General features: G+C 33.9%; 22 protein-coding genes. 7 read left to right on the forward strand and 15 right to left on the reverse strand.

The genetic code is table 11. The features are described 5' to 3' along the window. Window positions 1-250 precede the first annotated feature (250 nt). From MG292_RS02310 to MG292_RS02325, 4 genes are read right to left on the reverse strand one after another with little or no spacing between them, the layout of a single operon-like run. Window positions 251-1,096 (reverse strand): glycine-rich protein, encoded by an 846-nt coding sequence (locus tag MG292_RS02310; protein ID WP_264534305.1) that lies wholly within the window; start codon window positions 1,094-1,096, stop codon window positions 251-253. Window positions 1,097-1,107: 11 nt separating this feature from the next. Next, entirely contained in the window at window positions 1,108-5,520 is a 4,413-nt protein-coding gene (locus MG292_RS02315) for a beta strand repeat-containing protein (protein WP_264534304.1), read from the reverse strand. A gap of 10 nt (window positions 5,521-5,530) precedes the next feature. Further along, a complete protein-coding gene (locus MG292_RS02320) occupies window positions 5,531-6,166 on the reverse strand; it encodes a hypothetical protein (RefSeq protein ID WP_264534303.1) in 636 nt (211 codons plus the stop codon). Beyond that, on the reverse strand, window positions 6,163-6,651 hold the full coding sequence (locus MG292_RS02325; RefSeq protein ID WP_264534302.1) for a T9SS type A sorting domain-containing protein: 489 nt from the start codon (window positions 6,649-6,651) through the stop codon (window positions 6,163-6,165). The genes MG292_RS02320 and MG292_RS02325 overlap by 4 nt, the downstream gene beginning before the upstream one ends. Before the next feature lie 584 nt (window positions 6,652-7,235). Here MG292_RS02325 and MG292_RS02330 point away from each other — a divergent pair. Genes MG292_RS02330 through MG292_RS02345 form a run of 4 tightly spaced genes read left to right on the forward strand, consistent with a single transcriptional unit; the run spans window position 7,236 to window position 9,662 of the window. Beyond that, the gene (locus MG292_RS02330; protein WP_264534301.1) at window positions 7,236-7,811 is read left to right on the forward strand and encodes a Crp/Fnr family transcriptional regulator; all 576 of its coding nucleotides are present in this window, start codon (window positions 7,236-7,238) and stop codon (window positions 7,809-7,811) included. An 11-nt stretch (window positions 7,812-7,822) separates the two neighbouring features. Further along, window positions 7,823-8,395, forward strand: a complete 573-nt coding sequence (locus tag MG292_RS02335; RefSeq protein WP_264534300.1) for a Crp/Fnr family transcriptional regulator — start codon at window positions 7,823-7,825, stop codon at window positions 8,393-8,395. Window positions 8,396-8,426: 31 nt separating this feature from the next. Continuing rightward, window positions 8,427-9,041 (forward strand): Crp/Fnr family transcriptional regulator, encoded by a 615-nt coding sequence (locus tag MG292_RS02340; RefSeq protein WP_264534299.1) that lies wholly within the window; start codon window positions 8,427-8,429, stop codon window positions 9,039-9,041. 33 nt (window positions 9,042-9,074) lie between these two features. After that, window positions 9,075-9,662 carry a Crp/Fnr family transcriptional regulator gene (locus tag MG292_RS02345; protein ID WP_264534298.1) on the forward strand — a complete coding sequence of 196 codons (588 nt, stop codon included), beginning with the start codon at window positions 9,075-9,077 and terminating at the stop codon, window positions 9,660-9,662. Window positions 9,663-9,677: 15 nt separating this feature from the next. Here MG292_RS02345 and MG292_RS02350 read toward each other — a convergent pair whose 3' ends face one another. Next, window positions 9,678-9,953 (reverse strand): hypothetical protein, encoded by a 276-nt coding sequence (locus tag MG292_RS02350; protein WP_264534297.1) that lies wholly within the window; start codon window positions 9,951-9,953, stop codon window positions 9,678-9,680. 725 nt (window positions 9,954-10,678) lie between these two features. Here MG292_RS02350 and MG292_RS02355 point away from each other — a divergent pair. Both MG292_RS02355 and MG292_RS02360 read left to right on the forward strand, forming a co-directional pair. Next, window positions 10,679-13,327 carry an MGH1-like glycoside hydrolase domain-containing protein gene (locus tag MG292_RS02355; protein ID WP_264534296.1) on the forward strand — a complete coding sequence of 883 codons (2,649 nt, stop codon included), beginning with the start codon at window positions 10,679-10,681 and terminating at the stop codon, window positions 13,325-13,327. A 212-nt stretch (window positions 13,328-13,539) separates the two neighbouring features. After that, on the forward strand, window positions 13,540-15,120 hold the full coding sequence (locus MG292_RS02360; protein WP_264534295.1) for a DUF6377 domain-containing protein: 1,581 nt from the start codon (window positions 13,540-13,542) through the stop codon (window positions 15,118-15,120). Here the strand turns inward: MG292_RS02360 and MG292_RS02365 are convergent. The 10 genes from MG292_RS02365 to MG292_RS02410 all read right to left on the reverse strand — a co-directional run bounded on the left by MG292_RS02365 (window position 15,113) and on the right by MG292_RS02410 (window position 23,606). After that, the gene (locus MG292_RS02365) at window positions 15,113-16,021 is read right to left on the reverse strand and encodes a helix-turn-helix domain-containing protein (protein ID WP_264534294.1); all 909 of its coding nucleotides are present in this window, start codon (window positions 16,019-16,021) and stop codon (window positions 15,113-15,115) included. The genes MG292_RS02360 and MG292_RS02365 overlap by 8 nt on opposite strands. A 21-nt stretch (window positions 16,022-16,042) precedes the next feature. Then, entirely contained in the window at window positions 16,043-16,795 is a 753-nt protein-coding gene (locus MG292_RS02370) for a hypothetical protein (protein WP_264534293.1), read from the reverse strand. Between the two features lie 121 nt (window positions 16,796-16,916). Further along, window positions 16,917-17,540 carry a TonB-dependent receptor plug domain-containing protein gene (locus MG292_RS02375; RefSeq protein WP_264534292.1) on the reverse strand — a complete coding sequence of 208 codons (624 nt, stop codon included), beginning with the start codon at window positions 17,538-17,540 and terminating at the stop codon, window positions 16,917-16,919. Between the two features lie 116 nt (window positions 17,541-17,656). Further along, window positions 17,657-19,987, reverse strand: a complete 2,331-nt coding sequence (locus MG292_RS02380) for a glycoside hydrolase family 3 protein (protein ID WP_264534291.1) — start codon at window positions 19,985-19,987, stop codon at window positions 17,657-17,659. Between the two features lie 84 nt (window positions 19,988-20,071). Then, window positions 20,072-20,704, reverse strand: a complete 633-nt coding sequence (locus MG292_RS02385) for a hypothetical protein (protein WP_264534290.1) — start codon at window positions 20,702-20,704, stop codon at window positions 20,072-20,074. Between the two features lie 82 nt (window positions 20,705-20,786). After that, window positions 20,787-21,194, reverse strand: coding sequence for a GNAT family N-acetyltransferase (locus MG292_RS02390; protein ID WP_264534289.1), 408 nt, complete (start codon window positions 21,192-21,194; stop codon window positions 20,787-20,789). 93 nt (window positions 21,195-21,287) lie between these two features. Next, on the reverse strand, window positions 21,288-21,773 hold the full coding sequence (locus MG292_RS02395; protein ID WP_264534288.1) for an ester cyclase: 486 nt from the start codon (window positions 21,771-21,773) through the stop codon (window positions 21,288-21,290). A gap of 10 nt (window positions 21,774-21,783) precedes the next feature. Further along, window positions 21,784-22,299, reverse strand: coding sequence for a calponin homology domain-containing protein (locus MG292_RS02400; RefSeq protein ID WP_264534287.1), 516 nt, complete (start codon window positions 22,297-22,299; stop codon window positions 21,784-21,786). Window positions 22,300-22,319: 20 nt separating this feature from the next. Continuing rightward, on the reverse strand, window positions 22,320-22,811 hold the full coding sequence (locus tag MG292_RS02405; protein ID WP_264534286.1) for a hypothetical protein: 492 nt from the start codon (window positions 22,809-22,811) through the stop codon (window positions 22,320-22,322). A 27-nt stretch (window positions 22,812-22,838) separates the two neighbouring features. After that, window positions 22,839-23,606 carry a hypothetical protein gene (locus MG292_RS02410; protein ID WP_264534285.1) on the reverse strand — a complete coding sequence of 256 codons (768 nt, stop codon included), beginning with the start codon at window positions 23,604-23,606 and terminating at the stop codon, window positions 22,839-22,841. A 161-nt stretch (window positions 23,607-23,767) separates the two neighbouring features. Here MG292_RS02410 and MG292_RS02415 point away from each other — a divergent pair, with 161 nt between their 5' ends. Then, window positions 23,768-24,949: a helix-turn-helix domain-containing protein gene (locus MG292_RS02415; RefSeq protein ID WP_280158058.1), complete on the forward strand. Its 1,182-nt coding sequence runs from the start codon at window positions 23,768-23,770 to the stop codon at window positions 24,947-24,949.

The raw sequence follows: 24,949 nt of genomic DNA on the forward strand, positions 1-24,949 counted from the left end.
TCTTTTAAAACAATTTCAAATTAAATATTAAAAAGTAGGCAAAAATAATGTTAGTTTAAATAAAAAAAGTTGTAAAATCACAACTTTTCAAAAAATATAATTTTTAATCTCTATCGATTTATTTTTACTAAAAGGCAATTAATATAATCATAAAAAAACTCTATATTTACTAACACATTGGAATTTTCACAATTGAAAAATTAAGCGTAATAGCATTTGATGTATAAATTACTTATACTGGTATCAATAACTATTTGTAATAGATTATTACTCTCCCATGACCTGTGTTAAAGTTTGACACATTGGAAACCTGCGACACTGAAGCATGTGTCCAAGAAGAACCGCCTCCTCCTGCGCCTTGAGCATTTCCTCCTCCTGCGCCGCCACCGCCACCAAAATAACCTGCACCGCCGCCGCCGCCGCCATTCCATCCTGCACTGGCTCCTCCAACAATTCCGCCCGCACCACCATTAATAGCGGCACCAGCGGTTGGATTAGTTGAATTTACATCAGATGTTGATCCAGCAACTCCTCCAGCTATCTGACTTGCTCCACCACCTCTAGTATTAACGCCGCCATAATTTGATGTTGCGCTAATGCCATTTAATCCACCACCTGCACCACCGTTACCAGCATAACTATTTGTAGCTGTTCCTCCGCCACCGCCAGCTATTAATAATGCGTTAGCTTGTGTAACTGGTGCAGCTGTAGAAATAGCACTTAAGCCACCACCAGCCCTGGCAATAGTCCCATAAATTGTTGATCGTCCTCCGTTACCCCCAAAACCATAAACTGCTATATTATCCATAGATTGACCTCCTACAGTAATTTGCAATACGCCACCAGGAGTAACTGATAAAAGACCACTTACTTTTCCTCCTTTTCCTCCAAGATACGGACTCGAAGAACCTCCTTGCGCCCCAACTACATCTACATAAATTTGTGTAACGCCTGCTGGAACCGTCCATGTTTGAATGGCTCCTGTATAATCAAATCTAACATAATTAGTATATACAGGTTTTAATTGTAAAAACTCGGGGGAAATTTGAGCCAATGCAAAAAGTGGAAAAAATAAAACTAGTAGTATTTTTTTCATAATAATTTTAATTAAAATCCGGTATCGCCTGATAGAAAAGCTGTTGTTGAAGTAGTAAGTATTACACCTATAGATGAACCTATGGTTCTACTCTTTGTTCCCATTGCACTCGTAACCGATACACCAGTATCACCTACTACGCTTACTTGCCCTGTTCCTTGTTGAATAATTTGGCAATAAAAACCGGCTGATAATGTTGAAGGAACTGTAATAGTAACTAATGTAGCACTATTTATCACAATAAATCCAGCATTATCAGATGATGTTAAGATATAATCAGCTGTTTTACTACTAACAGTCGTTGAACCGACCGCATTTTGCCAAGTAGCATTCCCAGAAGCATCAGATGTTAATACTTTTCCAGCACCTGGCGTACCCGCCCCAGCAAATCGTACTGAACCCGTTGTATGTAATTGTGCTGAAGGAGCCGTAGTCCCTATTCCAACTTCTCCTGTATTTTTAGCTGTTAATATTTGTACATTATCCGTAACATTATATATGCCAAAATAAGTATCATTTATCCCAGAGATACCACTTTGTAATTCCCACTTTTTTCCAATTGGATTCGTTAACCTCAATTTAGGAGCAACTCCATTTCCAGAAGGACTAGTAATTTCCAATAATGCTGATGGTGCTGAAGTACCTATACCCACATTACCTCCCGCAGGTTGTAAAACATAAGGTAAAGATACTCCTGTCGAATAATTATGTGCCTGAATAGCTGCTACCGTAGTAGTCAAATAATGACTTATAGCATTATTATTAATCCCAGAAGTAGTTTGAAAACGAGTTAATGGTCTAAACGTAGAATTATCCATTAAGTTTGCTGTAGTTGTAGGTATATTGGAAATATAAGCATTGTCATTAACTATCAATTTAGTTAATGGTGAAGAAGTTCCTACGCCTACATTACCATTTCCCAGAACATTAAACAAAGGTGTTAATGAACCTGTCTGAGTTGCTCCAGATGAAACTTCTAAAGCATTATTGGCGCTTGTATTTCCGGCAATTTTAACTTGTAAACCATTACCATTAGTTGGTTGGGAATAAAAAGACCCTGCAAAACCAGTACCTGGTGATGACCAAGTGAATCCTCCAGTAAAAGCATTTGTGGAATTTGAACCTTGAATTGCTGAAGATGTATTTGAAAAAGCACTTATTGGAGCAGTTGTACCAATTCCCACGTTACCATTCGCTTGCCATGTCATAATATTACTAGTAGCTACTCCATCACCGTCATTCATGGCTAAATCTAATCTACTCGTTGCGTTTGTACTACCGCCTGTTGTAACCGCATAACTTCCCAAATTAAATTGAGCAATATTCTCCCATTTGACACCTGGATTTTGAGGTCGTTGCAATCTAAATATTCCTTCCGTATTTACAGTATTTGTTGCAATAGAAGAATTTACTTGTAATCGAGTAGTGGGTGTATTTGCACCTATACCCACATTTCCACTAACAATTAATCCATTTGAAGGAGCAGAATTAAATCCTGCATAAGAGCCTATGGCCACTGCACCTTCAACGTCTAATTTATTAACTGCACTCGTGTTAGCATTTTCACCTAATTTAAAACCTGTATTGTTCCAAACACCATATAATGCATATGTGTTTGAAGGTGTTAAATGTCCGAAATAAGCCTTGTCGTTATTGTATACCATTGAAAATGCATTTGATCCAGCTGTTGAATTTGAAAATAAAAAACCACTTCCTGTCCATCCAGCTGCAGTATTTCTGATTAAACCTATTGAGGCTGTCCCAAAAGCAGGAACTCCACTAAAATTTGAACCTCCATTAGCAGTTATATTTCCATACATTAATGTAGATGAAGTTCCACCTGCAATTATTCCTCCTGACCTCCAAATACTTGACGTTTTATTACTCCCCGCATCGTTTATAGTATTGGCTAAATTCCAAGCCGTTGTTGCTGGTGCAGTGTACGTTACATAAGTGTTCCCATTAAACGTCCATAGACTATTATCTACTGTCGATTGATAAATCACTGTTTGATCAATAGGAGTATTGGGGGTAAAAATAGGACTTCCTGTATTTGGATTTGCTGTTGAAAAAGAAACAATATTTTGTGTTCCTGGAATATTTGTTAGAATAACATCTCCGGTACTATTCAGCCCCAAAACTTTACTAGCCGATGTGGATGCTGAACTTGATGAATTTAGGTTTGTGAATCGCAAGCCTGAATTTCCAGCTGTGCCATGTGTAATTTCTAACTTATTCCCTGGGGTAGATGTTCCAATTCCTAGATTGCCATTATCAAAAATAGAACTATTTGTAAGTGTTTTAGAAGAAGAAAATTTTGGAATAAAATTAGTGTTCCCTGTTCCTCCTATTTTAGTATCTACATAATCTTTATTTGTAACATCAGTACTTGCTGTTGGCGCATCGTCAATTGTAATCTTTCTAGTTGTAGGAAAAACAAGATTGCCAGACATTGTACTACCTGACAACTTTACAAAGGTGTTGTCTAAGGCTGCAACATTGGTGGAAATCTCATGCCAAACACTACCATCATAGATAAACGTACGACCATTGTCATTTGGAGTTCCCGTTTGTCCAGATACAATATATATATCCGATCGAATGGGAGTTGTTCCTGTTGTTGGTGTTATGGTATTGCCTGTATAAACGTTACCAATTAAAACCGAAACATTTCCATTAACTGGTGTCACTCCATTTACTGAGCTTACTGCTCCAGCAACATCAGCAACCGGTATAGTAGATACTGTTGAGAAATTAGCTCCTGTTGTAGCTTGTTTTACATAGCCAGCATTTGAGCTCAAATCTGCCCCTGTACCTCCTTTTTCTACTGAAATTACTCCACCAATTTTTACGTTAGTTACTGCGTTATCTGCAATTTTTACAGTATTAATAGCAGCATTTGAAATAACTGGATTTGTGGCTGAACTATTTGTTCCTGCTAAATCACCTGCTAATTGTACATTCCCTTTATCTGTAGATGTGGCATCTTGCGGAATGATTGCAGCGATTTGACCATCTACATACGTTTTTACTGCATTTTGGGTTGGATATAAAACATCACTTGTTCCAAGAGTACCATTAGTGGACTTGTTAGAGGAATCCTCTTTACCATTTAATGCAGTTTGAGTCGCATTTGATATAGGTTTATTAATATCAGAAGTGTTATCAACGTTACTTAAACCAACTGTTGACTTGGTCAAAGCTTGCCATGTTTTGTCTCCTCTCCAAAACTGTGAGGTGGTTCCCGATGTAATTGTATTTTCTTTATTAGCCAATCCTGGTACGGTAGGAGCATCTGCAGTACCTCCTAAATCACCAGCTAATTTTAATTTACCTTTTGAAACTGAAGTGGCATCAATAACACCCGAATTCACTTGATTATCAACATAGGTCTTTACTGCATTCTGTGTAGGATACAGTACATCACTTGTTCCAAGAGTAATATTGGTGGACTTATTAGAGGAATCCTCTTTAGCATTTAATGCAGTCTGAGTCGCATTTGATATAGGTTTATTAGCATCAGAAGTGTTATCAACGTTACTTAAACCAACTGTTGACTTAGTCAAATCTTGCCATGTTTTGTCTCCTCTCCAAAACTGTGAGGTAGTTCCCGATGTTATTGTATTTTCTTTATTAGCTAATCCTGGTACGGTAGGAGCATCTGCAGTACCTCCTAAATCACCAGCTAATTTTAATTTACCTTTTGAATTTGATGTTGCATCTAGAATAGTAGCATTAGAAATCTGAGTATCTACATACACTTTAACAGCATTCTGAGTTGGATATAATAAATCGCTCGTACCTAGTGTTGTGGTAGTAGATTTATTTGACTTATCTTCTTTTGTATTTAATGCATTTTGAGTAGCAATAGAGATAGGTTTGTTTGCGTCGGATGTATTATCTACATTATTCAGACCTAAATTTGTCTTAGCTCCAGAAACAGTGCTGGAACCTGTTCCACCATTAATAATTGGTACAATTCCAGATACAGACTCTGCTACTTTAGAAGCATATGCAAACGGGACCGCTGAAAAATCTTGATTACTAACCTCAATAAAATTAGAACAAGTGCCTTTTACATCAATTTCCACCTTCATTTTCTTTTGATTACTATTCCAAACAATAGAATTAAAATTAAATGCTGAACCTCCCACTTGGTTTCCTAAACCAACAATCAAATTTACCATTCCAAAATGATCCGTTTTTACTCTTTGTGTTTCTTGATATTCTAAATTAGATGTGGCATCAAGAATAGAAAACCGTAAACAAATCTCTTTATTGGACAGGATAGCGTTAGTATTATTAACCCCTGGTAAAATTTCTGTACTAGGATTGTAAATTACAGCCTGATAAGTTATACCTGCGTTTTGTGCATAAATTAAAGAAGAAGTTAATAAAACAAATAAAATAATAATTTTTTTCATAAGCTTACTATTAATACAATTCGAAAGAGATTCCAAATAAAATCTGGTGAGTTAAAAATGATAATTTTTTATTAGTGTCATTCGTTAAGTTAGTACTTTTAGAATAATTATATCCCAAACTTAAATAGCCGTATTCGGATAAATTACATTTAGCCCGAATTCCTAGTACAGGAGTTAAAACTAGACCATTAAAGTCTCTTTGATTATTCAAATTGAATCTTGAGTTATTAATGGTTTGATTCCCATACAACATTGTGGACAAATTAATTCCTCCTTTTAATGCTAGATCAATATGATTAGATCTAACAAATGAATATATTAGAGCATTTTGAATACCTATATACTCGGTTTTCCATATATAATTATTAGCCAAGTCACCAGCTACAGCGTTGTATTGATTCAAGGTTAGTCCTATTGTATAATTTAAATTATTATCAAAAGCCAGGCGTTGTACTTTTATAGGTAATGCAAGACCTATTTCGTAACTATCCCCGTCACCTTTCTTTTCAAGATTATTTATCAATTCAGAACCAGTATACCGTATTTTATAATTAGTATGGTTTTTTCCTGTTAAGAAATAAATTTCTTGTGTGTACCCTTGTAACATTGTTAATGTAAACAACACCGTTATTAGTATTTTTTTCATTGAGTTTTAATTAATTTAGTAGAAAAAATATGATTTGATGTTTCTATTTTAGCAAAATACACTCCCTCTGCAATATTCGAAAGGTCATATTTTGAACTGTTTTGATACAATTCGGCCAAATGACTATAAATTAATCTACCTCTACTATCAAATAAATACAACTGGGCTTTTTCCCCTATATTGGAAGAAAAAGTAAAAGTAATCGTATCTATTACAGGATTGGGATAAAGGATCATAGAAATGGGATTTTGAATGGGCAAGCTATTACTACCTAAAGCAAAACTTTGAATATATCCTTGTCCAATTACCAAATTAGCAATTTTATAATTCCCAATCATTGCATTTACTTGACCTACAGACTGTAAAATTCTAAAACCATTACTGATGTTGTAAATGCCTCCTTGCGAAGCAACAACCTGATGGTGGAGTTTTTGACTAAAAGAAAATTGTATTGATATAATACATAAAAAAATTATTTTTCTCATGAAATACTCTTTAACTACTTTTTAAAACCACGACAAAAGTAAGCATTCTACTATTTTACCGTAATCCTTATTTCTATAACTTTGATGTTATTCACAAAAAAAAATTATAAATCAGCAATTGCTGATCTATAATTTGATTTGGAATTGTAAAAGATTTGGGATCTTTTTAAGGGCAATTAGTAATTTATATTTAATTTTTGTTTTATTCAGGTAATTTAAAATTAGGGTACAATCTCAACATTATCCTATTCACATTTAAATTGGGCCGTTTTTTCTTCATTTTTAATAACATTTGATGGAAACAAAAAATATCTTCTTTAGAAACTTTCGAAACCTTATTAGAATAGGATTCGGAAAAACTAAATCGATTCATAATTCCTTTCATAGTATTAAAAAATCAGCACAATTAATATAAACCCTTTTCATTTATGTGCCAAAAGTAATACTCTGTTTTATCTAAAAAGTTGTAAAATCACAACTTTTTAGATAAATTTTATTTTTTTTCTATATTTGTGATGATTTTTTATCTGCTATAATACTAGCAGAACGTAAAAATAATTTCCCATACCCAAATCTAAAATAAAATGAAGCCCCTAAGCAACTTAAAACAAAACGCTTCCGTTCAAAAAACAGAACTACCCTTAATGCAACAAATTGCCGCTTTTTTATTTTCAAAAAAAATTAAAAAAAGAGCGTTTTTGCTCGAAGCTGGAAAAGTCAATGATTGTATTTTTTTCGTAAAAAAAGGACTTCTTAGGGTCTATTTAGAATACGAAGGAAAAGAAGTAAATACTTGGTTTGTAAAAGAAAACGATTTTATCAGTTCTGTAAATAGTTATTATAATGACATTCCAAGCGAAGAATACATTCAAGCATTAGAAGATTGTGAAATATTGTATATTAAAAAAAGTACTTTTGAAACATTACTAAAATACAATCATAAGCTGGCTTTGTTTTCAATAAATGAACTCTATATCAAACTATGCGAATACAGTGATCAATGTCAATTATTACGTTTTATGAATGCTGAAAAGAAATACGAATTTCTAGCTACAAAAAAACCTGATATTTTGGGCCGATTAAGTCAAAAACACATCGCTTCATTCATAGGAATTGAAACTACTTATTTAAGTAAAATTATTTCTAATCACAAGAACTAAATATATTAAATATGAATATTATCAAAAAGGTGCTTATGTCAGGGAATTTCTTTGCAAATAAAGACTTGCCTTTATTAGAACAGTTGGCTACTTTTTTATTTGTGAAAAAAGTTAAAAAGAAAGAAATTCTTTTACGTGAGGGTAGTATTAACAATAAAATATATTATGTTCAAAAAGGGTTGTTGCGAGTATATGTAATTCATGAAGGAAAAGAAATAAACACTTGGTTTGTAAAAGAAGGAGAATTCATTAATTCTGTAACTAGTTTCTACTATCAAACTCCAAGTGACGAATATATTGAAGCAATCGAAGATTGTGAAGTGTTGGAAATTAAGAAAAGTACCTATGAATGGATGTTAAAAAACAACCTCAAATTGGCTTTATTTGTTATCGACCAATTATATATAAATCTTTGCGAATATCATGATCAATGTCAATCTTTACGGTTTATGAACGCCGAAAAAAAGTATGAATTTCTATTAAACAAAAAACCTGACATTTTAAACCGATTAAGTCAAAAACATATTGCTTCATTTTTAGGAATTGAAACAACTTATTTGAGTAAAATCATATCTAAATTATAAAGAATTACAAAACTAAAAACCAAAATTAGTTATGAACATAATTGAGAAAGCACTACAAGGCAATAAATTTTTTACGAAAAAAGATCTTTTACTTATTGAAAAATTAGCCTCTTTTTTATTCAGTAAAAAAATTAAAAAAAAAGATCTCTTACTACGCGCAGGCGAAGTAAACACCAAAATGTTTTATGTCCAGAAAGGCCTACTTAGGGTTTATTATATTCGAGAAGACGGTAAAGAGGTTAATACTTGGTTCGTAAAGGAAGGTCAATTCGTTTATGCTTGTCATAGTTTTCATTATCAAATACCTTCAGAAGAGTACATAGAAGCGCTAGAAGACTCAATTATCATGAGCATAAAAAAAGACACTTGGTTAATGCTTTTAAGAAACAATCATAAACTAGCATTGTTTACTGTAAATGAACTCATGACGAATATTGCAGAGTTTTCGGCACAAGCGGAAATGTTGCGTATGATGAATGCTGAAGAAAAGTATGCTTTTCTTAAAACTCATAAAGGAGATATTCTAGAGCGTATTAGCCAAAAACACTTAGCGGCTTATTTAGGGACGGATACCGCTTACCTAAGTAAAATTATTAGTAATTACAAATCTAACGAAGAATTAAAAAATAGAAAAAAAGCCGTTTAATCCAAATCAACCTAAAAACAATTGCCCCTATAAATGAACATTATTGACAAATGCCTGGAATCAGGACTGTATTTTCAACCAAAAGACCTTCATATTGTAAACAAACTTGTCTCTTTATTATTTACAAAAAAATTTAAGAAAAAAGAAACGCTACTCAAACAAGGAGAAATTTGCAAAGAAATTTTCTATGTCCAAAAAGGACTACTTCGAGTTTATGTATTAAACGACGGAAGGGAAGTTAATACTTGGTTTGTCCAAGAAGGCGATTTCATTACATCGGTTAGTAGTTATCATAAACAAAAACCCAGTGAACATTGTATTGAAGCTCTGGAAGATTGCGAAATTATTTCGATTAAAAAATCAACTCTCGATTTTATTATGAAAAATAATCATAAAGCCGCTTTGTTTGCCTCCAACGAATTATTTAACAAATTATGTGATTACCAAGAACAAGCCAGTGCTCTTCGATTTATGAATGCCGAAAGTCGCTATGACTATTTATTTGAAAAACAAAAGGCTGTTTTTAATCGAATCAGTCAGAAACATTTGGCTTCTTTTCTAGGAATTGATACTACCTATTTAAGTAAAATTATCAAGAAACATATCAAAGTAAACAGATAAGCATCTAAGTAATAATTACACAAAAGAAATATCCTCTGGCAAGTGTCCTAATGTATAGAATTGTTTGTTTAAAAATTCACTGATGATGCGTTCGTCTTGATCATCTACTTTTAGATTCATTGAGGTGCTTTCGCCAAAACACTTTACAACAAACAAATTGGCATCAATGTCATAATTTAAAATTAAAAAACCAGCAGAAACACCACGCTGTAAAATTTCTTGGTGCAAAATTTTTGCACTAAAAATCACAGGGATTTTCTCTTCGTTAATAATATATTTAAGAATATTCATTTGATACTTTTGTCTTTTCAAAATAGTTTGTGCCTCATTAAATCAAAACCATACTGGCAAGAGGTAGCCAGTATGATATTTGATTCTCCCTTTAATTATCTAAACTATCAAGCAAACTAAATCGATGAAAGTTCATAATTAAAAGGAAATGATTAGGAAAACACTACATGATTTTTAATAAATGCATACTGTTATAAATGTCCCCACATCTCTCCTAATCACTAATTAGTTTTTATTTTTTTTAACTCTTTTAAAAACTATTATTTTTCATTTCATTTTTCTGATTCCAAAATAAGTTGATCTGATTTTAAAAAAAGTTGTGATTTTACAACTTTTTAAAAATTTTTGATTTTTTTTCAAATTAATCGGATTTCTAAAATAATGACTGTTTGAAAAAAGATTTTATTTTTCTGATTATTAAGTATTTAAAAACTGTTTTGAAAAAATTTAAAAAGAATAAAAAAGATAGAATCCATAAGCGATTTTCTTTTATTTCTGTAAAAGACAAAGATTATTAAACCTAAAAATAAAATTTACCCTCCTCTAAAAAGAAGCAAAATAGTTGTTTTAGCCAATCAAAACTTAAAAAAAGAATTCAAAACGATGATAAAATAGGGAACAAAATTCCTTTTTTGACACCAAAACGATTGGATTTTTGCAGAATAATCAGCTGTTTTTAAAGCGTATTTATATAAATTGCAACACCAAATTCAGATTACACTATCATGTCAGAGAAAGGCGCAGAGAGAACTAGATTACAACTACGAAACGATAATAAAGGGTGGAAAAAATGGGGTCCCTATCTTACCGAACGCCAATGGGGAACCGTAAGAGAAGATTACTCTAAAAATGGAGATGCATGGAATAGCATTACCCACGACATGGCTCGTTCAAAAGCCTATCGCTGGGGAGAAGAAGGTATTGGCGGAATCTCAGATAACAAACAGCATATTTGTTTTGCTTTTGCTTTTTGGAATCATAACGACCATATTTTAAAAGAACGCTTTTTTGGTTTAACTGGAAGCGAGTCCAACCACGGAGAGGATGTAAAAGAAATCTACTATTACCAAGACTCTACTCCTACACATTCCTATCAAAAAATGTTGTACAAATACCCTCAAGCAGCATTTCCATATTCAAAATTGGTTGAAGAAAGCAAGAAACGCTCTCGATTAGAGCCTGAATATGAATTGCTTGATACCGGAATATTTGATAATGAGGCTTATTTTGATATTTCAATGGAATATGCCAAGGCCGATGAACAAGATCTTTTAATCAAAGTAACCGTTGAAAATCACTCTGAAATTGATGCTCCAATTACCGTTTTGCCAACCGTTTGGTTCAGAAACACTTGGTGTTGGGGTTATGAAAATTACAAACACAAACCAAGTTTAACCGGTATCGGGACCTCTCATATTGAGATAAATCATCAGGTGGTGGGCCGATTCAAATTATATGCTGAAGAGGCAGATGCGTTTTTGTTTTGTGAGAACGAAACCAATTTTGAGAAACTGTACAACTCCCCTAACTTAAGTCATTACACTAAAGACGGTATTAATGATTATATTGTAGATAATAAAATTGAAGCTGTCAATCCGAATCATATTGGAACCAAGGCTTCTGTAAAATATTCTCAGACTATTCCTGGTAAAGGGAAAAAAGTATTTAAACTGCGTTTTACAAATCAAACTCCAGAAAATGCTTTTGCCGATTTTGATGCGATTTTTGAACAACGTCAAATAGAGGCTGATGAGTTTTATGCTTCACTTCAAAAAGGAATTGAAGACGAAAATTTAAAATCCATTCAAAGACAATCGTACGCAGGAATGCTTTGGACCAAACAATGGTATTATTTCAATGTTTTTGAATGGACCAAAGGCGACCCTGCCATGCCAAAACCTGATCCCGAACGTAAAAAAGGACGAAATAACGCTTGGAAACACCTTTATGCGGCTAATATTTTATCCATGCCTGACAAATGGGAATATCCTTGGTTTGCAGCTTGGGATTTGGCCTTTCACACGCTACCTTTGGCTCGATTAGATCCTGATTTTGCCAAAAGACAATTATCAGTCATCTTACGAGAATATTATATGCACCCTAACGGGCAAATTCCTGCTTATGAATGGTCTTTTTCAGATGTTAATCCACCTGTACACGCTTGGGCCACTTGGAAAGTGTATGAGATTGACAAGGAAATGAACGGCGGTGTAGGAGATACTGTTTTCTTAGAACGCATCTTTCACAAACTGCTTCTGAACTTTACTTGGTGGGTTAATTTGAAAGACGAAGGCGGTAACAACATCTTTGGTGGAGGTTTCCTTGGAATGGACAATATTGGGGTGTTTGATCGCTCTGCTGATTTGCCAACAGGCGGACACTTAGAACAAGCCGACGGAACAGGGTGGATGGCTATGTATAGCTTAAACATGTTACGAATAGCCTGTGAAATCGCTATTAAAAATCCGGTGTATCAAGATATGGCTTCAAAGTTCTTTGAACATTATTTGCATATCGCCGGTGCGATGCAAGCTATTGGTGGAGACAAACTCAACCTTTGGGACGAAGACGATCAATTTTACTACGATATGTTGCATAAACCCAACGGTGATGCCGAATTGCTCAAAGTGCGTTCTATGGTAGGTTTAATCCCGCTATTTGCGGTAGAAGTCTTAACTCCCGAACTTTTAGAGCAACTTCCTGATTTTAAACGTCGTGTAGAATGGGTATTGAACAACCGTCCTGATTTAGCAAGTTTAGTTTCAAGTTGGGACAATCCTGGCTCAGGAGAAACCCGTTTACTTGCGATTTTAAGAGGTCACCGAATGAAAATGATTATGAAACGGATGTTTGACGAAACAGAGTTTTTATCTGATTATGGCATTCGTTCACTTTCTAAATACCATAAAGAACACCCCTATCAATTTAATTATGATGGCGGAACTGTTCGAGTAGACTACACTCCTGCCGAAGCTACTGGAGATATGTTTGGGGGCAACTCCAATTGGAGAGGGCCTATTTGGTTTCCAATGAACTATTTGATTTTGGACTCTCTGGAAAAATTTTCGAGCTATTACGGTCCTGATTATGAAGTAGAATACCCTACTAATTCAGGAAAAATGATGAATATCAAAGAAGCTGCCGAAGAAGTATCTAAACGACTATTAGCGCTTTTTGTACCCGATTCCAATCAAAAAATTCCGATGTATGGTGAGTATGATACATTCCAAAAAAATCCTAATTTCAATCAAAATCATTTGTTCTTTGAATATTTTGATGGCGATACAGGAAAAGGCCTTGGCGCTAATCATCAAACGGGTTGGACAGGATTGATTTCAGAAATTATTCGACATTTGTATGTAACAAAAGAATAATAAAATTCAGATTTACGATATTTGATATACGTTTTTCAAACACCAATTCAAGAAACTTGAAAAATTGGCGTTGGAATACGTGAAATAAAAGATGCTTAAATTTGTATTTAATTAAGTAGTAACCCCTGAAAGCTGTGTTTAAAAATTATTGGTCTATTTTACTCTTATTTTTTATATCCAATTCTTTATTGGCACAGGATTCTTTTGCCCTTTTGAAAAAAGAACTAGACCAAACACTTGAGAATGAACCTTTGTACTTAAACAAAAAAAATAGCGCAATCAATCAGCTCAAAAGTCGTCTTCGTTCTTCGTCATCCAATGAAATCCGCTATTCGCTCAACGAAAAATTATACGATGAGTACAAATCCTATCAGTCGGATTCGGCCTTGGTATATGCTAAAAGAAGTTTGAATAGTGCCTATAAAAATCAAAACAACATTCAAATAAACAAAGCCCAACTCAATTTGGCTTCGATTCTAGGTACACTCGGAATGTACAATCAGGCTTTGGAAATTCTCAACTCAATGGAACCTAAAGTAATTCCAGAGTTAAAAGGAGAATTCTACTGGACAAAAAGAATCATTTATGGAGGACTTTCGAGTTATGCTAATGATACAGAAGAAAAAAACAAATACAATCGCTTGGGAGACCACTATCGGGACAAGGCTATACTCAATTTGCCTAAAAATTCAATTGGATTTGTTCTCGCATTATCTGGACAATTTCTGTCTCAAAAAAAATACAATCAGGCTATTAATTTGTTGCTCCCGTATTTTAATAAAACACCAAAAACCGACCCAAACAGAGCCGTGATTGACTATCTAATATCTGAAAATTACAAAGCTAAAAAAGACAAAACGCAAGAGAAAAAATGGTTAGCACTTTCTGCTATTTCGGATTTGGAATTGGTTAAAAAAGAAAACATTTCGCTACGAGAACTCGCTTTTATATTGTATGAAGAAGGCGACATTGAATCGGCTTACGAGTACATTAAACGTTCTTTGGACGACGCTGTTTTTTGTAATTCGAAACTGCGAACCTACGAAATTTCAAAGATGTTACCCATCATCAACGAAACGTATGAGGCTAAAAACAAATCGGCTAAATCCCAGTTGATTGTTTTTTTAATTAGCGCGAGTGTACTTTCATTATTTTTATTAGCTGTTTTGATTTTGCTTTTTAAGCAAATGAAAAAATTGGCCAAAGCCCAGAAAAATGTTGAATCGGCTAACAACCAACTTTCCTTACTAAACGAACAATTACAAAGTTTTAATACAAAACTAAATCAAACAAATTCTGAATTAGCCGAAACGAGTTTGCTCAAAGAGATTTATATTGGTCGCTATATGGATCAATGCTCCATCTATATTGGAAAAATGGAAGAATATAGCCAAAAACTAAAGGTGATGGCTACCGCAGGAAAAGTAAATGACTTGGTGAGCACTGTCAAATCAAAAGCATTTATTGATAAGGAACTGAAAGAATTCTATACCCAATTTGATCAAACCTTTATGTTGCTTTTTCCAACATTTATTGAGGAATTTAAGAGCCTTCTAACAGAGCCTGATAGTATTCAAATCAAAAAAGGAGAATTACTTAATCCTGAGTTACGTATTTTTGCTCTAATTCGTTTGGGAATAAAAGACAGTGCTAAGATTGCCGAATTCTTGCGCTACTCTGCCTCTACCATTTACAACTATCGTTCCCAAATAAAGAACAAGGCAAAAGGGCCTCGAGAACAGTTTGAAATGGAAGTGTTGTTGATTGGAAGTTCAAAAAAAGAAGCTAACTAAAAATATGTTTTCTGTATTTTAGAGGTGAAGTACCCAACTGTTTTTTGAAAAAACTATTGAAATGCGTTGCTTCTTGAAAGCCTAAAGCAAAACCGATTTCAGCTACATTCCAAAGACTCTGTTTCAACAAAATTTTAGCCTCTTGTGCTATCCGATCTGCTATGAGTTGGGAAGTCGTTTTCTGAGTTACTTCTTTAATGGCTCGATTCAAATGGTTGACATGTACATTAAGTTGCGTGGCAAATTCAGAAGCGCTACGCAATTGTATTCTCTGGTGTACTTCGTCTATTGGGAATTGACGTTCTAATAACTCCAAAAACAAAGCTGTTATGCGTTGCGAAGCATTCAAGTGTTTGTTGTCCAAACTAGTTAATGGCTCCATTTTCATCGCAAAATGCAATAATTCAAAAACCAAATTGCGCAACACATCGTATTTATAAACGTAATCTGACTTAATTTCCTCTTGCATTTTTTTGTAAATCGGTTCAATTTTGGCCAGTTGTTCGTCTGTCAACTCAAAAATATGTGTCCCATTAGGTTGAAAAACGGAATATTGATTAAGGTTGCCAAATTGATGAAAAAAAAGAGTGTTGAAAATGCAAAAAGAGCCCGCTTTATATTCTTCTAAATGTTCCCATTTATAGGGAATTTGAGGGTTAGAAAAACATAACGCTTGTTTTTTAACTTCTACTACTTGATCTGCAAAATACACTCTACTGTTTCCTTTGGCCAAACTGATCTTGTAAAAATCACGACGCTTATATGGAATTGGCTGGGCTTTCTCTCCAATGAAAGGTTGCAAATCGAACACGTTAAAATGTCCCATTTCGTTTTTGAGATTATCTGGTAACCAATCAAATTTATTTCGATAAAACTCTGATAACGATTCTGCTTTTTCCATTCCTATCAATTAAAATTCCACTTAATATGAATAACTCAAGGAAAGATTCCATATACTATCTTTTCCTGAAATAGAAGTTGCAATAGCTTTGTTCACAATAGAAGACAATGTCAAAGGTATCAAAGGAGTGGAAAGAGTCATTGTCGAAGAAAAATAATAACCCTCCTTACTATCCATTTTCAAATAATACAACTGGGGTTGTACTTTTAAATCTATTCCTTTGACTAATTTAAGATTGGAAATAGTGCTATTTAAAGTAATAAAATGAGTGTTTAATGTGGTTCCTGGATCCCAACCATGAGAATATAGATAATACATCCCTATACTACAATTTTTAGACAAAGTAAAACTAGGCGCAATCTCTGTTGCGGTATAGCGATAGGCATTCATAATAGTCTTAAAATCTCCATTTAGCAGCTGTATTTTTTCTTGTTTAAAAGCAATCGCTGGATGCGCTCCAAAACTTAATTTAAATCTAGAATCGTTTACAGCCTTATACCTCCCCCAAAAGATAAATGACCAAGGCTTACCTTCTAATGAAAAACGCAATTGTGGATCAAAACTCCATTTTTTGCCCTTAATTGAGAAATCAAAAATTGCAGCTGGTTTTCCTAAGGAAAAGGTTGGTAAAAGTGATATTCCGTTGTTAGTAATAGTTGTTGCTCCTGAAAAAGACCTTGATTTCGTTGCTTCTTGTGAAAAAATTAAACTGGTAAAAAAAATACAAAATAACAATCCATATCTTTTCTTTTGTTTTTCTATACTTTTTGACATAAAACAAACTGTTTTTTGTTAGTGTTATGCAAAAATCCTTTGTAAATCAATACAAAAAAAACAAAATTCAAATAAATTATTATATAAATCAAACATTTGTTTTTAACCTAAATAATTTGTGCTATTCATTTTTCAGCTTGATCACTAGCACTCCACTCGCACCTCTTGAACCATAAATAGAGGCTTCGGCATCTTTTAAAACAGTGATACTTTTTACCTCATTGGGTACAATAAAATCAATGCTTGAAACCACATTCCCATCTACAATAAACAATGGTTCTGCATTGTTTTTAATAGAATTAATTCCTCTAATAATTATCGTATTATCTGGCTGAACAACCACGCCAGCAATTCTACCTCTAATCATATCATAAATGGTTCGATAAGAAACCGTATTCTTGTCTTTTTCTGGTTTTAAACCATTGGGAGGAGTAACCAATTTATCCTCAGATGGAGCAGGAGCTAAATACATAAAGTCCATTTTTGTTTCTTTGGCATAGGCACTGCTTAACCAACCGTATTTTTTAGAATGTACTTTTATGTTTTTCACATTCTCTGGAACGACTAAACTAAATTCTCCTAATTTATTGCTCACTACCTTGGTTTCTACTGAGTCCAAATACATAACAGCTCCCTGAACAGGTTTGTTTTTATAATTCAGTATCTTTCCCGTAAGCGTTGTTTGTGCATTCGTATAATTTACAACTAACAACAATGCGAAGATTATTTTTTTAATTTTTTTCATACACTTCAATTTCTATTTAGAATTACTAATTATAAAGATAATAGATTATTATATTCCTCTTTACATCTTTTAAAATAAAAGCCACTTACATTGTTGTAAATGGCTTTCAAGTTCAATTATTTTTTAACACTATACTTTTCTGTTCTAGCATCTTTGATTACGCCGTTCCAGTTTAACCCGAAACCAAAATCATATACATTCCCGTTTGAATCTCTATACGGTATCATGTCGTGAGGCACGTCTTCCAATTGTTTTTCGACGGTAGTCATATCTATTGGCATTTGCAATGGTAATAAACCTGATGGCTCTGTTTTTCCAGAAACAATATCTAACAAGGCTTCTGTTTGTACTCCAAACTCACCTACAATAGCATGGACTTCTTTTTCAAATTCGCCAAAAACCATTGGATTAGATACGGTAATAGCAATTACTACCGGTTTTCCATTCATTGCTTTTTTAGTTTCTAAAATAGTATTCAAATCAGGATACGAATTGGATTTTGAAGTTTTATTTAAATACGAACGATTCGTAATGGTTGGGTCTACCACAGGATCTCCTGCCGCAATACTTTGGGCTCTAGCATCTACCGCAGTGTAGTCTTTCAATTGTAAGCTAATTGGCATGTAGCCATTTCCTCCTGCTTCTCTATCGGCTCTGCTATACCCATTACTTACAGGGCTTTTGATAAATACCATAGCAAAATCAGCTTTTGCAGGGTCGTCTGTTACGTTGTAATATTTTTTAATCAGTTCTAAATTAACTGGGTATTCTGTTTTTTCTGGTGTTGGAAATCCAAAGAAATTAATTCCTGGTGGTGTAGTTCTTTTTGGAACATATACTGTTTTTCCTTTAGCAATTGGCAAGGTTTTGTTTTGGTTTTTAATTAAAACAATGGATTTTAACTGAGCTTCATAACCCGCTTTCATAAACTCTGGTTTACCAACAATGGCTTTGGTTTGTTCTGGATCCAAATAAGCGTTTTCAAATAATCCTACTCTAAATACGTTCAACAATAAACGCACCGCTGATCTTTCAAAACGGCTACGCATTGCTACTTCACCATGTTCTTTTACTCCCATTTGGTAGGCTTCTAAAACCGGTTTAATGTCGTTGTTCCCGCCAAACTGATCCACACCTGCCATCATTACTTTGTAATGTCTTTCGGCAATAGTCATTTTTTCAGTTCCCCATGATTTACCCGCAAAAACATCTGGTGTTTTTCCTTCGTCGCCGGTAATTAACCAATCGGTACATACCACGCCATCATAGCCGTATTTGTTTCTCAACAAATCAGTTACGATATATTTGCTAAAACCATTCCCTACGTTTTCACCGTACTTTTTATCTTGGTTATACGAAATCGTATAGTATGGCATGACCGCTGATGCTTTTTTAGTCCCTCCGTTCAATTTAAACGCCCCATCAATAAAGGTTTTTAAATGCATTTCAAAATTATTTCCTGGATACACCGCAAATTTTCCATAGGCAAAATGTCCATCACGACCTCCTTCTTCTGGACCACCACTTGGCCAGTGTTTGATCATTGCATTTACACTTTGGTTACCCCAGCCTTCATAAGCGGCAATGGGTTTTGGAGACGATTGAAATCCATCTACATAAGCTCTTGCCATATCTGTAGCGAGTTTTGGGTCTTCGCCAAAAGTACCTACAAAACGGTTCCATCTTGGCTCGGTAGCCAAGTCGATTTGTGGCGAAAGTGCTGTCGTAATCCCTAAGGCACGGTACTCTTTAGCGGCAATTTCACCAAATTGTGCTGTAACAGCTGGATCAAAAGTAGCGGCAAGACCTAATTCTTCTGGCCATTGCGAAATAGCACCACCTGAACCCGCGTTGTATTCGGAATCTTTATTGGCACCGTGTCGTGGGTCAGAGCTATTATTAGCTGGAATTCCCATTCCAATACCTTCTACTAATTCTTGTACGTTATTGTTCCAAAGCGCCGAAACCGTTGGGTTTTCTACCGAAGTCATTAAAACGTGACGCAAATTATCGGTAGTTAAAAATGCTTTTTGTTGGTCGGACAAATCATAGGGTTTGGCACCACTTTCTGGAAAAGGTTTGCCGTTATACGTTCCTGCAAAATACCCTCCCGCTTGTGCTGGAACCGATTGATGACGACTGTATAGCATTAATCCTGCTATTTGATCTACAGTCATTTTACTAGCCAAATCTTTGGCACGTTCTGCTACGGGTTTTCGCCAATCTTCGTAACTGTCTAATTTTCCATTTTTATTCAAATCTTTGAAGGCTAATCCATCAATAGTCAAGATCTTCACTCCAGATTTTGGCGAATACCCTAAAGTTTGTCCACCTTTATTTTCAATAAGATGAAAACTTCCTTTGGGAGTTTCAGACCATTTTTTTTGTGCTTCCATTTGTGTTCCAAGGAGCATTAACAAAGCAGGTAATACAATTTGTTTTTTCATTATATGTAGTTTTTTGGTAGTTTTTAGCAAATGTGTTTCAAATATATAAAATATTGTGTCAATTAAACGCAATGAGGTAAATAATTACAAATTGTATCTGGCTCCTAATGTCCAACTGAATTTTCCGTCCGATACCGTTTTATTGGCAAACCCTCTAAAATCAATATTCTTGTTTACTTTGTAAGTAATCGTTTCAGAAACACCATAAGTGTGGTCCAAATCCAATCCATATAATTGCGACAAGAAACTAAAATCACCCTGAACAATATTGGTATTAAAAGACAAGAAATTGGCTTCGAAGTCATTGTTTTTTCCTTTGCCATGTAAATATAAGGCACTTATCGCAACCTTTTTTGACACTGGATAACTCGCCATAAATTCTTGTGCAAAGAAGGTGTCTACGTGATAATCATCGCTAATTTGAATCGCCGGCAAATGAATTCCAACAGTGGCTTTTAACTTTTTGTCTATCAATTTATATCGAGAGATAATTACCACTCCTCTTGGAGTAAAATTACTCATTCGAACAGTAGACAATAAATGAAACGAAAACGCCTTGTTTTCGTTGGTTCCAGCATTGATTACAAAATGTGGCGCGTCAGACGTAAAGGCAGGAATAAACGAAAATCCACCTGTAGAAGCCTCAATATTAACGTATTGCGCATGAGTGAATGTGCTAAAAAGAAAAGCAATGATGGCAATTAAAATTTTATACATAGAATAGAATGGAGTTGATTTATTAAAAATAAATACAAACATACAATTAATGCGTCAATTGTACACAATGAAATGTAAATTATTAAAAATTGCGCTCCATCCGAATATAGTTTAATCCATTTTTGAGATACATTTCGCCTTTGGGAATCATTCCAAATTTTTTATAAAAGCCTTGTTTTTCATAGCGAGCGCTACAATAAACAGTCTTACATTTTCGCTGTTGCAAATACAAAAAACTATATTCGAGCAAATGACTTCCATAGCCTTTCCCTTGAAACTCAAACAAAGTGGCAAATTTTCTAAAAACAGCACGCTGATGTTCTTCTTCAAAAATAGAAATACAAGAAATCCATTGACCTTCTAGAAAAATTCCAAAATGAATCCCTGTGTCATCGTTTGGAGTCCGAACAAAATCAATGTCTTTATCTGGCCAAAGTACTTTTTGACGTAATACTAGCACCTCGGCTATTGGAATTTCTTGCAACATCATTTTGTAAATATACTAAAAAACAAAACCCTGACAGTAGCTATCAGGGTTTTAACAAAGTAATCAAAATTTAAAATTGTTGCTGCAATTTGGTTTTTATTTAGGTAGTAATCCAAGTTGTTTTAGAAATTCGTAATTATCAAAGAAATCTCTTTCCTCTGTAATTTTTCCATTAACAATGGTAGCAATGGTACATCCTTCCACGTCAATTTTCTTACCCGTGGCTGAAATACCGAAGAAATCGCCAGTATGTGTTCCCTTAAATTTCCAGTATTTTGTTAACTTGTTCCCTTGGGCAAAAGTTTCTTTCACAGTAAATTCACGATTAGAGAATCCAGTAACATAATTGGCATAATAGGCTTTGGCATTAGCCACTCCTTTAATCTCAGGAACGGTGTGCAATACTACGTTTGGTGCATAAGCGGTATCTAGAACCGAAACTTTGCCATCATTAATAACCTCATCCCAAACTTTTGAATAAAATTTGATGTTGTATTGGGCGATTTTTTCACTTTTGTCTGCCGCACTTTCACAAGCAAACAACGTCAAGCTGATGGCTAAAATTGTTAAAAAATTTTTCATCTTTGATTGTTTATTTTAATAGTTCGGTTAATGGTGCTGTATCATAGGTGTCCCATTCTTCTTGGATTTTTCCATCTTTAATCGCAAAATTCATGTTAAAGATAATCGTTGCCTTTTTTTCAGCTTTGGCCAGAGTAATTTCATAATACGAAATAACATAATTAGTGATTCCAGTCTTTTCATCTGGTTTATTATTCACAACTTCCCAAACTAAAGGGTCTTTTGGTAACGTAATTGTAACTCCTTGATCTTGCAACGAAGCTAAGTTTTTCATGTTCTGGTCAATGGTCATTGTATTCATATTGTCATGAATAACTGCGTTTGGAACATATAATTTTTTAATGCTTTCCGTATCAAATTTACTAGCATACTCATTCATTTTTCTAATCATATCTGTGTTTTCTGAATTAGAAAGATTAATTCCTCCTTCATTTGGATTTTTAGCGGCAACCTCAGCAGCTACTTCTTTTTTACAAGAAACTAATAATAAACTAGTTAGGGCAATAAGTGCAATTGTTTTTTTCATTGTGATTGAGTTTAAATTAATTATTTAATAGCTTGTGCGTACTGCGTTATACTATTGATTTTCATGTTTAAATCAAACATGAACATTTCTGTTAATTCTTTTTTCCAAACGGTTCCGTCTTTACCTACACGAGTTTCGGTAGCTACAACAATTACTCCTGACGAAGGGTCTGTGTCTTTAATTCGAATAGGAACAATTCCAATAATTTTCCAGTCTAATGATTTGAAACCAGCAAAAAATCCTTCCCAATCTTTTCCTGTTAGTACCTCTTTATTGCCTTCAAAATCTGTAAAGGTTACTTTGTCGGCACAAAAAGACATACACGTTTTGAAATCTATTTTATTATACGCTTCGTTTAATTTCATTATTGCTTCGGTTTCTCCTCTATTCGAAAAAACAAAAGGTCTGTTTTTAAATTTTGAATCAGGATCAAGGTATTTTCCACCTTCTGTTTGTGCGTTCATTTGTGTCATTGATACCGCCATAGCGATAATAAAAAGTACTTTTTTCATGATTTTTGTGGGGTTTAATTATTTAATTTATTTGGTTGATGCATCAACATACATCACTAATTCATATATTGGAGACAACTCAAATCCATTAGGAGTGATTGTACTCATTTTAGAATCTTTAACGATAGGTGCAAAACGCGTTTGGCTCAATGGTTTATATTGAATATGATCTAAAGCCTCGGATATTTTTGAAAATCCATCCCAGGTAAGAGCAGAAAACGGCACATCGTTACCTTGAGGATATACCACTGTTTGTAGTCCCCATCCGTTTAATTTGAATCCGTTTTTTTGTTCTTTTTCGAAAAATGGCTTCCAAAGATTCTTGTTTTCATCAACAAACGCTTGGATATTGGTTGGTTTGGCATAATTAACTACCACAAATTTCGGTTCTCCTTGAATTCCAGCCTCTGTTTTCATGATGTAAGTAGCAACCACTTTAGAAATAGAATTGGTTTCTATGGCTGCCATCTTTATATCGGATAATACTTTTTCTGGATCGGCCCATCCGCTTTCCATGGTGTCAAAATCAGCTACCGATTTAAAGTCATTGACAAACAAATAGTTGGGTTTGGTTTCGGAGTCGCCAATAACACCAACTTTTTTCCACAAACTCCAAGCAAGCATTTTGCCTGATTTAATGTTTTCTTTGGCAATTTTTGACCAATATTGGGTTTCTCGTTTTACAAATTCGGCTTCATTTTTCTCAGGTACATTTCTGTACTGTAAAAATTTGTACTGCGCTTGTGCTTGTTGTAATCCTAAAGCTAGGATTACAAATAAAATTACTTTTTTCATAAATGTGGGGTTTTTTGGTTTGATTTCAAAAATAAAACCCCAATCGTTTATAAGGCTAAATCTGTACGTAAAATCTGTTCCTTTTTGGCGTTTTGGTACACTTTGCAATTTTTAAGAATCCTTTTAAAAATTACGTTGGTTTTCAAAAAAAAACTATATTCGTGCTTACACAATCTATTTATCAGCGCTTTATGGAAATGCTTACGCCTTTTTTTGGCATATTTACTTCGTTTATTCTTTTTTACTATAGAAAAGATTTTAATCGCTCTAATTTGTATCTAGCGTTGTTTTTCTTGTGTAGTAACCTTATTGTTTTAGTCTATTTTGGGTTACATTTTAGTAAATCTCCGTTTTGGGAAGGTGTGTTTTTTGTTAATTTCATGCCGCTGTCTTTTGTCATTGGTCCCCTTTTATTTTATTATGTTAAATATGCCGTCGCCGAAAATAAAAACATCACTCCAAAAGATTATTTGCATTTGTTTCCTGCAGTAGTAGTGATTCTTTACAGCCTACCTTATACCACACTCCCCTTTTCAAAAAAAGTAGAAATTGCCCATCATATTCAAGCTGTAACTCAAGATTATGATTTTTCAATTTCGTTTTTTTCTTTGAAAAAAATGCTATTTATACGCCCATTACATCTTTTTATTTACTGTGTGCTAAGTTGGGGTTATTTTAAACAAACTACCAAAAAGAGACTCGCTTCTGTTGGTGTACTTCCTACACATCATAGTATGATTCAAAAATGGATCTATTCTTTAATTGGGCTTCAATCATTTATTGCCTCTTATTGTTTATTAGATTCTTATGCTGATTTTATTTTAAATGATTACCAAGGAATCATTAACCAAAAAAACTATTTTAGATTTTTAGGCGTTGCCTTTTCTTTACAAAATGTAATTTTATTTTTATTCCCAAAGATATTATTTGATACTATTTCTTATCCAGATGCTTCTTTGGCTAGAAATAGAGCGACACAATTAAAAAAAGGGAATGCTGTAGAAATCAATCAAAATATTACAACATTATTAGACAAGTATATGGTAGCCTGTCCTTTTATTTTGCCGGGATTTAATTTGTCTAAAATGGCTTTAGATTTACAAGTCTCAGAAAGAATATTGTCTAATTATTTTAACACTGAATTGAAAATTTCGTTTAGTGAATGGAAAAACAATCAACGGATTGATTATGCGTGCAAACTAATTGAAGAAGGAAAAGCAACTAAACTTACTGTTGAAGGTATTTCGCAAAATGTGGGGTTTTCTTCAAGATCAAAATTTATTGATGCTTTTAAAGAGCGCAAAGGTGTAGTGCCTTCAACATATATCAAACAATTTAGTTAA

The sequence above is a fragment of the Flavobacterium keumense genome (assembly GCF_029866485.1).
In the GTDB taxonomy this organism is placed as follows: domain Bacteria; phylum Bacteroidota; class Bacteroidia; order Flavobacteriales; family Flavobacteriaceae; genus Flavobacterium; species Flavobacterium keumense.

Coding starts and splice junctions, on each gene's coding strand:
- MG292_RS02320 (WP_264534303.1), bottom strand. CDS start 6,166: ATGAAAAAAATACTAATAACGGTGTTGTTTACATTAACAATGTTACAA.
- MG292_RS02340 (WP_264534299.1), top strand. CDS start 8,427: ATGAACATAATTGAGAAAGCACTACAAGGCAATAAATTTTTTACGAAA.
- MG292_RS02365 (WP_264534294.1), bottom strand. CDS start 16,021: ATGGAAAAAGCAGAATCGTTATCAGAGTTTTATCGAAATAAATTTGAT.
- MG292_RS02315 (WP_264534304.1), bottom strand. CDS start 5,520: ATGAAAAAAATTATTATTTTATTTGTTTTATTAACTTCTTCTTTAATT.
- MG292_RS02380 (WP_264534291.1), bottom strand. CDS start 19,987: ATGAAAAAACAAATTGTATTACCTGCTTTGTTAATGCTCCTTGGAACA.
- MG292_RS02350 (WP_264534297.1), bottom strand. CDS start 9,953: ATGAATATTCTTAAATATATTATTAACGAAGAGAAAATCCCTGTGATT.
- MG292_RS02405 (WP_264534286.1), bottom strand. CDS start 22,811: ATGAAAAAAGTACTTTTTATTATCGCTATGGCGGTATCAATGACACAA.
- MG292_RS02410 (WP_264534285.1), bottom strand. CDS start 23,606: ATGAAAAAAGTAATTTTATTTGTAATCCTAGCTTTAGGATTACAACAA.
- MG292_RS02325 (WP_264534302.1), bottom strand. CDS start 6,651: ATGAGAAAAATAATTTTTTTATGTATTATATCAATACAATTTTCTTTT.
- MG292_RS02335 (WP_264534300.1), top strand. CDS start 7,823: ATGAATATTATCAAAAAGGTGCTTATGTCAGGGAATTTCTTTGCAAAT.
- MG292_RS02390 (WP_264534289.1), bottom strand. CDS start 21,194: ATGATGTTGCAAGAAATTCCAATAGCCGAGGTGCTAGTATTACGTCAA.
- MG292_RS02400 (WP_264534287.1), bottom strand. CDS start 22,299: ATGAAAAAAACAATTGCACTTATTGCCCTAACTAGTTTATTATTAGTT.
- MG292_RS02370 (WP_264534293.1), bottom strand. CDS start 16,795: ATGTCAAAAAGTATAGAAAAACAAAAGAAAAGATATGGATTGTTATTT.
- MG292_RS02395 (WP_264534288.1), bottom strand. CDS start 21,773: ATGAAAAATTTTTTAACAATTTTAGCCATCAGCTTGACGTTGTTTGCT.
- MG292_RS02345 (WP_264534298.1), top strand. CDS start 9,075: ATGAACATTATTGACAAATGCCTGGAATCAGGACTGTATTTTCAACCA.
- MG292_RS02385 (WP_264534290.1), bottom strand. CDS start 20,704: ATGTATAAAATTTTAATTGCCATCATTGCTTTTCTTTTTAGCACATTC.
- MG292_RS02330 (WP_264534301.1), top strand. CDS start 7,236: ATGAAGCCCCTAAGCAACTTAAAACAAAACGCTTCCGTTCAAAAAACA.
- MG292_RS02310 (WP_264534305.1), bottom strand. CDS start 1,096: ATGAAAAAAATACTACTAGTTTTATTTTTTCCACTTTTTGCATTGGCT.
- MG292_RS02375 (WP_264534292.1), bottom strand. CDS start 17,540: ATGAAAAAAATTAAAAAAATAATCTTCGCATTGTTGTTAGTTGTAAAT.
- MG292_RS02355 (WP_264534296.1), top strand. CDS start 10,679: ATGTCAGAGAAAGGCGCAGAGAGAACTAGATTACAACTACGAAACGAT.